Raw genomic sequence first — 12775 nt, 5'->3', positions numbered from 1 at the left:
CGGTTTTACTGCACTCTTTTAGTGCGGGCATTTCAGCCCCGGGAAAGTGAAATCTGTCTGCCTGATCCGGCGGACGATCACTCCCGCCGTTACACCCGTAGCTATCGTCTCAAGAAAAGCTGGGTGAAAAACCTCTGGATAGGCACCTCCCTGTTGATGCTGTGTTTCCCACTGCTCCCGTTTGTGCTGGCCATCGGCCTGCTTACTTCATTCCTCTCTTTTGCCATTCTCGACGAAACCGCCTAATTAATCCGTCGGCCGGAGCCTCAAGATCAATTAGGCGTGCATGGTCTCAACTACCGCAAGGTCAGCTCGTAGCGAGTCTCGCGCTTTTCCAGTGGGGAAGGGTTGCCCTTCACCCAGTCCTCGTGGCCATTGCCAAAGAATGGCGACAGCGGGTGAGCGCTCTGGCCCGTCGCCATATGGAAGATCGCGCGCTCTTCGTGGCCGGGTGAAACCACCATGCGCTCGGACGCGCCACTGTTCGGAGACTGTACGCGTGGCATATGGGTATCCCCAGATAGCGGTTCCGCCGGCATGGCGGTAAACCAGTTGATCGCGCTGACCGCCCGCGCCAGCGGGTGGTGGATCTGCGCGGTGTTTTCCACGCCCCAGGTCTGCTCGGAAAGAGGGCGGCCGTCTTTTGACATTTCAGCCAATACCGCATCCAGGGCTGCAAGCTTCAGCGCGTGCCAGGATTCAAACTCCGGATTGAGCAGGTTCTGCGGCTCATCCGCAAGCATTGCCCAGGCACCATATTCGATCTGGCGGTTGACCGGGTTCAGGCGGAATCCTTCCTGGAAGCGACGCATATAGGTCACCACTGGTGCCGTGGCCAGTTCGATAAACTTCAGGCGGTAATTGCGCACGATACGGTAACCGACGGAGTCAGCGCTGGCGCGGTCCCCCCATTGTTCGATCTGGTCGCGCACGTCGCGATAATTGGTGTCGCCGTCGAGCAGCGTCAGCAGTGACTGCTGCCAGCGCTGCAGGAACACGGCGCGATCATCCAGCTGGATATCCAGCAGATCCTTCTCGCTGAATTGGTCGTGGGCAAAAAGGTCGTCGCGAATCTGTTGTTGGCGTGCCCCCAGGGCATATCCCTGATTGCCCATGATGTCGAGGAACTTGCCGTCCATGGTGCGCGCGTTCGCCGTCCAGATGCGATGGGAGGGCGGATCGTAGACGCGCGGCTGCTCGGCAACAGTGAGGTAGCCGTCCCAATGGCGGGTGCCATCGGCCCAGGATTCGGAACGGCTGCCGTCGAAGCCTACACGACGTGGAATGGCGCCGCCGACGGTCCAGCCGATGTGGCCGTCAGTATCACCGACCACCAGGTTCTGGTGGGGAATACCCAGTTGCGGGCCCAGGTCCAGGGCTTCTTTGGCACTCTTTACATTTTCCATGCGCAGCAGGTTGAGATTACAGCCTTCGATATCGTGCGCGACCCAGCGATAGGCGAGCGGTGCACTGGTGTAATCTTCACCCACCACCGGACCCCAGATGGTTTTGCGCACTTCCAGGGTCTCTGGATCACCGTCTTTGACGGCGATGGTTTCTTCGTCGATATCAAAGTCACGCCAGCCGTCCGGGGTCCGGTACTGGCTGCCGTCGTCACTCAGTTCCAGTGGGATCAGGTCGCCCCAGTCGCCACCGGTATTGGTGAAGCCCCAGGCCACCAGCCCGTTGCTGCCCACCACCGCGATGGGGCCGCCGGGCAGGGTGGCTCCGCGCTGATAGCGGTCAGTGCCGGGAATTCGCCAACTGGCCCGGTACCAGATATTCGGTACCGTCAGCCCCAGGTGCATATCGTCGGCGAGAATGGCGCTGCCATCGGCTGTCAGCGCGCCACCGACCACCCAGTTGTTACTGCCGATGATCATGTCTTCGCTGGTCATCCGGTGATAGGCGATAGGCGAATCGTCGCTGAGCAGCGACGCGATATCGGTCTGCGGCAGGGAGACCGGCCCGCGTGCTTTACCGATCAGCGGCGCATCCCAGCTGCCGCCAGCGGGGAAAAAGAACTGATAGAGATCGGCCGGCAATAACTTGGCCAGTGCCGTATCGCGCTGTTCGTACTGACCGGTGGGGCTCTGCAGGGTGAGATACATACTGAACAGCGTCAGCATGCTGTCCGCTTCTGTCCAGGGTTGCGGTTCCTGCCCAAGCAGCGCGTACTCCCAGGGTTTTGCGCCCAGTTGCTGCAGGCCGTAGTTCACACCCTTCACATATTGCTGCAACAGAAGTCGCTGCGCCTTCGGCAATGCAGCTACATTGCGTTCGGCCCGTTTGCGGAACTGGTGCACGCGTACCTCGCGGTCGTGTTTCAGCGCGGCGGAGCCGACCAGTGCGGCCAGTTCTCCAGCGGAGTTGCGGCGCAGCAGGTCCATCTGGAAGAAGCGCTCCTGGGCGTGCAGGAAGCCCAGGGCAAAAGCCGCACCGTTGCGGTCTTCGGATTCGATCTGCGCTATGCCCTGGGCATCGCGGCGAATCGTCACGGGCGCTTGCAATGCGCCGGTGTCGAGCGTGCCCTCCAGAATCGGCAGGCTCTGGCGCAGCCACAACCAGGTAGCGAGGGTAAGCAGGATTAACAGTGCCGCCAGCGCCATCGCAATACGCATTAGCAGGCGGGGTAGGGAGGTACTCTGGGCCATGAGAACTTCTCGAGAGTCATTATTGTATTTGGTGTAATTGCGCAGTTTATCAGCAGATTTCGGCCACAAAATAGTTACTCGAGGACAAAAAACGGTCACAAATATGTGTTTCCGGAAGAATCAAATGCCACTAGAGTGCCGCCACTTAATTAGGCGCCGCCCAGAACTGACCAGTCACTAGAAAAAAGTCATAACGGGGTTTCCAATCGGCTTGTCTGATCGTAAGATGGCGCCCAATAACAAAAACAGACATTAATTAACATCACGCTTTTCTATAACAACAAACGCGAGGACGCGATGATGCACGACGCCGATCAGTCCGGTAACAGCCGGAACTTCCGTTTGACCTTTCTCTCTCAGGCCATCGCATTTGCGACTGCTCTGAGTGGCTCTGCGTACGCGGCCGAAATCGAGGAAGTAGTCGTAACTGCACAGAAACGTGCAGAGAACCTGCAGGATGTACCTATTGCCATTTCCGCCTTTACCGGCGACAACATCAAGAATATGGGTGCGCAGAACCTGACCGACCTGGGTAAATCCACACCCGGCGTCGAGATGAACAACGACACCACCCTGCAACCGACCTATAACATTCGCGGTATCCAGACTTCCGACTTCACCGTGGGCTCTGACCCGGCGGTAGCCGTATACGTCGACGGTGTCTACACCGGCCGCGGTGCCGGCGCAGAAGTGCCGCTGGCAGATATCGAGCGCGTGGAGGTGCTGAAGGGCCCGCAGGGTACCCTGTTCGGCCGCAACGCCACTGGTGGTGCGATCCATATCATCACCAAGAAGCCGATCAACGAAAACCAGTCCGAAGCCACATTTACCGCTGGTAACTACGGCCGTATGGCTACCGACATCATCGTCAACCGCGCGTTGACCGATGAGCTGTCGATGCGTGTTTCCGCCTCCAGCAACAAGCGCGACGGCTACTACCCGAACGGCGGCAACGGCGCTGACTGGGGTGGCCAGGATACTCAGACTTTCCGTGCGGCCCTGTCATGGCTGCCGAATGAAGACACTGAAATCCTGTGGCGCAACGAATACAACAAGCTGAACCAGAACAGTGGCACCCGTGCCTCCGTCAACGGCGCCCTGGCTCCCGACGGTGTCTTTGGTGACGTGACGCTGGACTTCCCGAACCGCGAAGAGCGTGACCTGTACGGTTCCTCTCTGACCGTCACCCACGACTTCGACGATGTAACTCTGACGTCCATTACGTCATATCGTACTTTTGATGCGACCATTCAGCAGGATGAAGATGGCCAGGCCAACCCGGACTACTTCTTCGGCTCCCGCAACGTGGATGACCAGAAGTACTTCTCCCAGGAATTCCGTCTCAATGGCGCGACCGACTCCCTGAAGTGGACCCTCGGCGCTTCCTACTCCCAGGAGAAGCTGACGCACGACACCGAGGCCTTCTTTACGCCGAGTACTTTCGAAAGCTTCGCGCTTTACACCGCGCTGAAGGAAGACCCGGAAGCGCTGATGGCACTGACCGCCCTGTTACCCGCAGAAATGCAGGGCCCGGTGGCTGCGCAGCTCGAGCCGCAATTGGCTGCCATCGCCCAGATGAACGATCAGCAGGTCAGCGAGCAGCTGCCCGCGGCGCGTGAAATGCTGCGCGGTTTTGGTCTCGACGGTGTGATGATTGCCAGCTTCTTCGGCAACTACATGCTGCCGGGCCTGGTTGCACAGGCGCAGACCTCTCCTGAAGCCTGGGCCCAGTTTGCCGGCTCTTTCCAGTGCGCCCCGGCACTTGCCGATCCGGCGATGCTGCAAGGCTGTCTGTTCCAGGGTGCCAATGCCTTCGTACAGGGCCAGAACGCCAACTGGCGCGAAAACGTTGTAAACACCGGTGATTACCGCTCCGCAGCCATTTACGGCGATGCGACCTGGTCAATCACCGACGCGTTGGATCTGACGTTCGGCCTGCGCTACACCCAGGATGAAAAAGACTTCTCCATCGACACCGCCTACCAGAACAGCCTGTACGGCATTCCGTTCGGCATCGCGTTCTTCAGCGGCGGCCAGTCTCAGATTTCCGAGAAGCCGTCTGACAGCTGGTCCGACCTGTCCGGCCGTATGGTGCTGGACTACCGTTGGAACGATAACGTGATGACTTACCTGTCCTGGGCCAACGGCTTCAAGGCGGGCGGTTTCAACAGCCTGAACTACGGCGCGAATATCGAGAACTCCTTCGATCAGGAAAACGTGACCAACATCGAAGCGGGCATCAAGTCGAACCTGTTCGACAACCGCATGCAGTTGAATGCGTCTGTGTACAGCTACCAGTACGACAACCTGCAGGAGCTGAGCCTGATCGGTTTCCCGATCCCGAGCTACAACCTGCGTAACGCCGATGCCGAAGGGCAGGGCGCCGAAGTTGAAGTACTGTGGGCCGCCACCGACAACCTGCTGATCGGCGGTAACTACTCGCACCTGGAAACCGAGTACACCCGCTACCAGGTCATCGCAGCCGCCGGTGAAACCGCAGCGGACGACCGCACCGGTCAGCCCCGTGTCGGCACGCCGGAGAACAAGGTCAACCTGATGGCCGAGTACACCTTCGATCTGGCCTCTGGCGCCAGCGTGGTAATGCGCGGTGACTACAACTGGACCGATGAGCGTGTCGGCACCATCACCGATCCGTCTCTGGTGATCGGCGATTACGACCTGCTCAACGCACGTCTGGCGTTCAACAGCGCCAGCGATCGTTACACTGTTTCTGCATGGGTCCAGAATGTGACCGATAACGAGGTGGTGGGCTCCTACGGCGGTCCGGGCAGTGCAATCGGTTCCGAAACCGGCTGGCGCTTCATGCCGCGTACTTACGGAGCTGACTTCACCGTTCGCTTCTAAGCTGTCTCTGCTACAGCGAAATGAAAAAGGGTCGGCAATGCCGGCCCTTTTTTTGTGCCAGATCACAAGCGCGCAAACTGGCGCCAAAAGCTTTCAGTTTACTGGCAATTTCGTGGGAATCCCGCCAAAACTGCGTATGATCATTTGAAATCAATCGCAGTAAGCCGACTTATGACGATACTGGCGGGAGAGGTAGATACGGAAGTCCGGGCAGAGCTCCTTGCCCGATACCGGCGCATTCGGGGAGAGACGGAACAGTTGTCCGATCCGCTGTCGGCAGAGGACATGCAGCTGCAGTCCATGTCCGACGCAAGCCCCACCAAGTGGCACCTGGCCCACACCAGCTGGTTCTTCGAAACCTTTTTACTGCGGCCCCATCTGCCTGGATACCGGCCATTCGATCCGGATTTTCACCAGCTCTTCAACTCCTATTACAACAGTCTCGGTACACCGTTCAGTCGCCCCCAGCGGGGCCTCCTGTCGAGACCGGACCTGGAGGCGGTGTTCGCCTATCGACGCCGTATCGACAGCTGTATGGAGCAGCTGCTGACACAGGTGCCGCTCATCTCTTCACTGGATGCATTGGTAACGCTGGGGCTGAATCACGAGCAGCAACACCAGGAATTGTTGCTCACCGATATCAAACATGCGTTTTCAATCAATCCAGTCTTGCCCGCCTACGCCGACGGCGGCGTTGACGAAGACACTGAAGATGGAGCGCCACCGTTAGTCTGGCTGCCCATCAACGGCGGTCTCCACCGGATCGGCAGTGAGGGCGACCACTTTTATTTCGACAACGAGAGTCCGATTCACCAGCAACTGGTGGGAGACTTCGCCGTTGCCTCGCGGTTGGTCACCAACGCTGAGTATCTGGAATTTATCGAAGACGGTGGTTACCGCGAACCGCGGCTGTGGCTCTCTGATGGCTGGGCGCTCATCCAGCGCGAACAGCGAACCTGTCCGCACTACTGGCAGCAGAGAGAAGGGCGCTGGTATCAGTTTACCCTCGGCGGTTTGCAGCCACTGCTCGGACACGAGCCAGTGTGCCATGTCAGTTTTTACGAGGCGGATGCCTTCGCCACCTGGGCGGGCCGCCGGCTGCCCACTGAGTTCGAATGGGAGGTAGCTGCCTGCCAGTTGCGCAGGCCGGATCAGCTTGCCGGTGCCAATCTGCTGGAAAAGCGCAGCTTCCGCCCATTGACGGCGACTTCCGGACAGAACCAGTTTCTGGGCGATTTGTGGGAGTGGACTTCCAGCGCCTACTTGCCGTATCCGGGCTTCAGGCCCAGTGCCGACGCGGTTGGCGAGTACAACGGTAAATTCATGTGTAACCAGAAAGTCTTGCGTGGTGGATCCTGTGTCACACCGGCAGATCATATCCGAATGAGCTACCGCAACTTCTTCTATCCGCACCAGAGCTGGCAATTCACCGGGATTCGCCTGGCAGGAGACGTACAATGAATATGGCCACCTCGCCACTCGACCATGTGAGCCCGGAAACGAATGTATTCCTGGTGGACGTCATCCACGGACTCAGGCAGGCGCAGAAAACACTACCGTGCAAATACCTGTATGACGAAACCGGCTCCCGACTGTTCGAAAAGATCTGTGAACTGCGCGACTACTACCTGACGCGGACCGAAGCGGAAATTTTTTCCCGGTATCTGAGCAATATGGCAGAGCATATCGGTCAGGACGCACTGATTATCGAGCCCGGTGCCGGCAATTGTGAAAAGGTTCGACCGCTCTTGCAGCAGCTGGATTCGCCCGCCGGCTACATTCCCACTGATATCTCACCAGAAATACTGTTGGCGGCCAGGGCGGAAATCGAAGCGCTCTTGCCGACACTATCGGTGCAGGCAGCTGTTGGTGACTTTACGCAGAAGGCATTCTGGAACTCGTTCGACTGCCCTCCGGCGAGCAAACGGGTGATTTTTTTTCCGGGGTCAACGATCGGCAACTTTGATCCAGAACAAGCACGCGCCTTACTCGCAATTTTCACCTCTCAATTGCAACCCGGGGACGGTCTGTTGATCGGCACCGACCTGGATAAAGACTCAGTCATCCTGGAGCGCGCCTATCACGACAGCGAGCATGTCACGGCCGCGTTCAACAAGAATCTGCTTACGCGAATCAACAGCGAACTCCAGGGGAATTTTGATCTCAGCCTGTTTGCGCATCGGGCGTTTTATCACTCGCTGCGCCAACGGGTGGAAATGCACCTGGTCTGTCTCCGCTCCCATGATGTCACGATCGCCGGCGAGCGCATACATTTTCGGGAAGGCGAAACCATTCACACGGAAAACAGCCACAAGTATTCCCTGAATGGTTTCCGCGGCCTTCTCGAGGACACCGGATTCCAGACCGTGACGCACTGGACCGATAGAGAGTGCCGTTATGCGATTCACTATGCTCAGGTTGCCTGAATCCCTCGTCGGTTGCGCACTGCTCTTACTCGCGCTCCTCAGTGGCAGTCCGCTCCATGCAGAAGACAGCACTGCGGCCGCGCCGCCATCGGCCAGCGCACTCATTGTGTACAAAAACCCCTTTTGTTTCTGCTGCAAGAAATGGATCAAGCACCTCCACAGCGCCGGAATTCAGACAGAAGTTGTCAACAGCACGCATATGAGCGAAATAAAAGGGCAGTGGGGTGTGCCGCAAGGCATGGGTAGCTGTCACACGGCAGTATGGCAACAGAAATACGTCTTCGAAGGGCATGTGCCCGCGCGCTTTATACGCCAGTACCTGAGCAATCCCCCCAAGGGCAGCTTTGGCCTCACCGTCCCCGGTATGCCCGAGGGGAGTCCCGGGATGTACGATGGCAAGAAGTTCGAACCCTACAATATCTACCTGTTAATGCGCGGTGGTGACTATCAGTTTTACAAGCGTGTAGAGCATCCGGATACAGAGTAGTTGCAGGCGCCCTAAGGTTCCGCCGCCTGCATTCGTCGGGAGACATAACCACTCGCGGGCCGTATCCGATTGGCCGCACTCCATACTTCAGCATCTCTGCTTTTGTTTTTCGGCCAATCTCAGTATGGTTCCCACTGAGTAAGCCGGATCCAACCCATGACCGAGAAGTTTTCGCCCGCCATAGGCCTGGGCAATTGCCATCTGCAGACCATTTTTTCCCGTTTTAATCGTCCGAAACCGTGGATAGCGACGGAGTGCCACTGGTACTACACCCTTGATGGCGACCAGCTGGGACTCCATGTCCCACAGCCCCTGGAAGACGACCCGCAGCGACCGTTAGTACTGATTCTGCACGGCCTGGAAGGATCCGTTGCCTCACCTTATGCCCAGGGCATCATGGACGCGTTGCTGAAGCGCAATTACCAGGTGGCGGTCATGCATTTTCGCGGTTGTGGTGGCGTGCCCAATAAACTCGTGCGTGCCTACCACAGCGGAGATAGCGATGATCCCCGCTGGCTCGCCGAAGAACTGAAAAAGCAGCTGCCCAACACGCCGCTGATGGCGGTCGGCTATTCACTCGGCGGCAATGTACTGCTGAAATGGCTGGGCGAGGACGGGGCGGGCAGCCCGCTGAGCGCGGCCGTAGCGGTTTCCGCGCCGATGGATCTGCACGCCTGTAGCCGCCGTATCAATACCGGGCTATCGCGCGTGTACCAGCGCCATCTTCTGACGAGCCTGAAAAACAGCCTGCAGCAAAAAGCACGGGATTCCAGTCTCGCCGGCGCACTACCGAACCTCGACAATCCACAGAATTTCGTGAATTTCCGCAATTTTGACGACGCCTTTACCGCACCACTGCACGGCTTTCGCGATGTGGACGACTACTACACACGCGCCTCCAGTAAGCCGCTGCTGTCCCGGATCGCCAGACCTACGCTGATTATTCACGCCACTGACGACCCCTTTATCTGCCCGTCCGCTATTCCCAACCAGAGCGAGGTCAGTTCCTGCGTAGAACTGGCCATCAGTCGGCAGGGCGGTCACGTCGGTTTTGTTAGCGGGAGCCTGTGGCGGCCGGAATACTGGCTGGAAACCAGGATCCCGGATTTTCTGGATACCAAGCGCAAACACTGAGCTGAGCCGCCGGCTACACCAGATGCAGGGTAAAAGATGCCATCAGTGCGAACAGGCTGAGCACCAGCGCCAGTAAAAGCAGGTCGACAGGACTCGCTGCGTCGTCGGGGCCCTCCGGACTATTGATGCGCCGACGCTGTACCTGCATTCGGCAATAAGATAACAGTACAACGACACCGCCAGTCAGGAGTAAAGCGACCTCTGACCAGGCGGAGGGCGGTCTGTCGCTCAGACGGCCAACAGCGAGACCAAAACCGACGACGGCGATCGCCGTTCGAACCCATGCGAGGAACGTTCTCTCGTTGGCGGCGTGATCAGTGAATTTTGTCGCCATCGCCACTTCCTGTGTCGTGCCGGAATGATCGATATTCAAGTCTAGCCCCCGCAAAATGCACCTTTGCCCATTGCCATCCGGCACAGCAGACGCGCCCCATTGGATTAAAATCCACCTCCCATAGCATCTGGCCGTACTTCTTGACTGCGGCATCATTTCCCACCAAACGCAATGGGTAACGCATCGGCTCGACCACTCACCGCATAACCGATACAAAGTGCGCTTCCAGGGCAGCGCTTCAGGCGACAAGTACTACACTTGGGTAAGGGCAGCAAACCCGGTTACGCCACCTTCATCGACGAGAATGCACCTGACCTTCAGGGCAGCCGGCCCGCCCACTTCAGAAATAACAGGTAAACAAACCACGGCCACCCGGCGCTCGCCGGCCCATTCGTGTATTTACTCAGACGCTAAAGATAATGAAATTGGCAACTGCGGAGTCAGTTATGTCGTTGCGGAAATCGGGAATTCTCAGCTGGGCAGTCATTGTTCTGTTCGTATCTCTGGCCACAGGTAGCTGGTATGTATACAACAAGCTACCCAGGTTTGACGGGGTGCCGGAGGCGCCGGTAATGGGTGTACCCATCGGCGCACTGGATCACAAGCCCACGCCCCCGTACTCGGGTTTACATCCGCGCCAGATGGCGCGTCCACCCGAATCATTTTCATTCCCGATTGCGATAGGCGAAGTAGGCCCGGTAACGGCGCTGTTTGCCGGTCCTCCCGTGTATCCTTTCTACTGCGGCCAAAATAACGTTACGAGACAGCAGCCTGTCATCGACAATCAGCGGCGCGAGGGCGTCCCGGTCTTTGTGCGGAATGAGGACGGCAGTGATACCGCAGAGATTGCCGGTTACAGCCGCGATTGTGGGCACGTAACACAAGCCGGCTACTTCTATCGCAGCAGCACTGATGGCGAATTTCATCCCCTCGAAGAAGCCAAAGACGATATCGCTCGGGTCAAGGTGAATGGCCGTGAGGTGGATTTCGTCGTGCGCCTTGAGACCGGCACTATCAACCGCTTCTTCTACGCGATTGCGGTGCTGCGCGGCAGTGAGGAGTCGTTAAGCAAACCCAGCCCCGACCATTGGAACCGCAGGCTTATCTACCAGTTGCGCGGAGGGGTCGGTATCGGTCGCCGCCAGGGCAATATTGGCGTAGGAGACATTCTGGATCGCCGAGCGGTCGAGCTTGCGAAGGGTTACGCTGTTGTATATTCCACCGCCAATCGGACCAGTAATCACTACAACATCTGGCTCGCCGAAGATACGGCCCGCCGTCTCAAGCGGCAATTCACCGCCCTGTACGGGGAGCCAATGTATACCGTCGGCATCGGCGGATCTGGCGGGGCCATCCAGCAATACTTGTTTGCGCAGAATGCACCGGGCCTGCTGGATGCAGCCATTCCGCTGTACTCATTTCCCGACATGGTCACGCAGACCATCTACGTGTTCGATTGCGAACCCCTGGAATATTTCTTCGATGTCGTCGATGGGGAAAACCCACTGTGGCGAAAGGCGGCAGAGCGTACGCTCCTTGAGGGGCTTTCAGCCAGCAACGATGTCGTCGACCGCTTCCACAAGATGAAGCAGGCTGCATCCCTGTTCGACAGCCGCTACCGGCACGATGTCGAAGGGACCACCGAGTGCGCCCAGAGCTGGCGGGGGCTGGTGCCGCGAGTCAACAACCCAAACTTTGTCGATTTCATCAACAACTTTGACAAGGATACCGGGCGCAGGACCCACTGGTCCCACTGGGAGGACCTGCGCCGTTTCTACGGCGCCGATTCCACGGGCTATGCGAACAGCACTTGGGACAACGAAGGCGTGCAGTATGGCCTCGAGGCCCTGGTCAGTGGCGACATCACGATGGCGACGTTCCTGAAGCTGAACGCCACAATCGGTGGCTGGAAGTCACCGCAAGAGCAGACGAATGAAAAGTTCTGGTTCCTGAACGGCAATCTCCTGCCTCCGGAATTTTCAATCTGGAGTGACCAGAACATGAACCTGGGCACTATGGATAAACCCGCCACACGCAGTCGTGCCAGTCGTGAAGCCGTTGAAGGCATCTACCGTTCCGGCCACATCTTTCTCGGCGATGTGGAGATCCCGATTATCGACCTGAGACACTACCTCGATGGCGAATTGAACATGCACCACAGTTCGGCGTCTTTCTCCGCCCGCGAGCGTATTCGCCGTGCCCGCGGTCACTTTGATAACCAGTTGATCTGGGTCAGCCAAAAGAATTACTCACCCCTGGAGAAGGCCCTGAAAACGATTGACCGCTGGATGCTGAATATTATCGAACACCCCGAGGCCGGTGTGGCAGGCAACCGGCCAGAAGACGCCGTCGACCAGTGCTTCGACAAAAATGGCGAGGTGGTAGCCGCTGGGCCGCAGGTATGGAACGGCGCCTGGAACGGACAGGCGGCAGGAAAGTGCATGCAGGAGTACCCGATCTACAGCACTTCGCGGCAGGTGGCCGGGGCCCCAATCAGCGGCGACGTCTTCAAGTGTGCCCTGCAGCCGGTAGAACGGGCCGTGTCGAAGGGACTCTACGGATCCCACACTGGTGAAGTCATCGCCCGTATGGACGAGATGCACAGAATTTTCCCAGACGGTGTGTGCGACTACAGCCAGCCGGATCCAATGCGCCCACAGGATCTCCTGATTCCAGGCGATACGCCGGTAAATATTGCTGGGCACCTGTTCGAGCCGGACTATCGGCCTCAACGTGTGCAAAATGAGAAGCAGCGCGCTGAATTTGGCCAGGCGGAATCGAGATCAGAAACACTCCAGGCGAGCAGTCAGTCGGAGAATTAGTCTGGCGATACTTAGAATGTCCATTGTCCCGGCGCGTGAATAGCGCGCCCGGA

9 protein-coding genes are annotated in these 12775 nt (G+C 58.1%); 7 read left to right on the top strand and 2 right to left on the bottom strand.

What is annotated here, in order from left to right; genetic code table 11:
* Nucleotides 1-123: 123 nt before the first annotated feature.
* Nucleotides 124-246, top strand: a complete 123-nt coding sequence (locus IG168_RS20820; RefSeq protein WP_264300108.1) for a hypothetical protein — start codon at nucleotides 124-126, stop codon at nucleotides 244-246.
* A gap of 50 nt (nucleotides 247-296) precedes the next feature.
* On the opposite strand, the gene IG168_RS10330 is transcribed toward IG168_RS20820, so the two are convergent.
* Nucleotides 297-2654 carry a penicillin acylase family protein gene (locus tag IG168_RS10330; RefSeq protein WP_193164308.1) on the bottom strand — a complete coding sequence of 786 codons (2358 nt, stop codon included), beginning with the start codon at nucleotides 2652-2654 and terminating at the stop codon, nucleotides 297-299.
* Between the two features lie 297 nt (nucleotides 2655-2951).
* Here IG168_RS10330 and IG168_RS10325 point away from each other — a divergent pair, with 297 nt between their 5' ends.
* The 5 genes from IG168_RS10325 (at nucleotide 2952) to IG168_RS10305 (ending at nucleotide 9566) form a co-directional block, all read left to right on the top strand.
* Complete coding sequence (locus IG168_RS10325; RefSeq protein WP_226876782.1) at nucleotides 2952-5519, top strand: TonB-dependent receptor; 2568 nt, start codon at nucleotides 2952-2954, stop codon at nucleotides 5517-5519.
* 171 nt (nucleotides 5520-5690) lie between these two features.
* Nucleotides 5691-6980: an ergothioneine biosynthesis protein EgtB gene (gene egtB, locus IG168_RS10320; RefSeq protein ID WP_193164307.1), complete on the top strand. Its 1290-nt coding sequence runs from the start codon at nucleotides 5691-5693 to the stop codon at nucleotides 6978-6980.
* Entirely contained in the window at nucleotides 6977-7945 is a 969-nt protein-coding gene (egtD, locus tag IG168_RS10315) for an L-histidine N(alpha)-methyltransferase (RefSeq protein ID WP_193164306.1), read from the top strand. Before egtB ends, egtD begins: the two co-directional genes overlap by 4 nt.
* Before the next feature lie 199 nt (nucleotides 7946-8144).
* Nucleotides 8145-8432, top strand: a complete 288-nt coding sequence (locus IG168_RS20990; RefSeq protein ID WP_404931997.1) for a DUF411 domain-containing protein — start codon at nucleotides 8145-8147, stop codon at nucleotides 8430-8432.
* A gap of 156 nt (nucleotides 8433-8588) precedes the next feature.
* Complete coding sequence (locus IG168_RS10305; RefSeq protein WP_193164304.1) at nucleotides 8589-9566, top strand: hydrolase; 978 nt, start codon at nucleotides 8589-8591, stop codon at nucleotides 9564-9566.
* Nucleotides 9567-9579: 13 nt separating this feature from the next.
* Here the strand turns inward: IG168_RS10305 and IG168_RS10300 are convergent, their stop codons facing one another.
* The gene (locus IG168_RS10300) at nucleotides 9580-9939 is read right to left on the bottom strand and encodes a YidH family protein (RefSeq protein ID WP_226876780.1); all 360 of its coding nucleotides are present in this window, start codon (nucleotides 9937-9939) and stop codon (nucleotides 9580-9582) included.
* 407 nt (nucleotides 9940-10346) lie between these two features.
* On the opposite strand from IG168_RS10300, the gene IG168_RS10295 reads away from it, so the two are divergent.
* On the top strand, nucleotides 10347-12722 hold the full coding sequence (locus tag IG168_RS10295) for a DUF6351 family protein (protein ID WP_193164303.1): 2376 nt from the start codon (nucleotides 10347-10349) through the stop codon (nucleotides 12720-12722).
* Nucleotides 12723-12775 lie beyond the last annotated feature (53 nt).

The sequence above is a fragment of the Microbulbifer hainanensis genome (assembly GCF_014904735.1).
Taxonomy (GTDB): domain Bacteria; phylum Pseudomonadota; class Gammaproteobacteria; order Pseudomonadales; family Cellvibrionaceae; genus Microbulbifer; species Microbulbifer hainanensis.
Note: the sequence above shows the minus strand (reverse complement) of the source record. Positions and strands in the feature narration are given on the sequence as shown.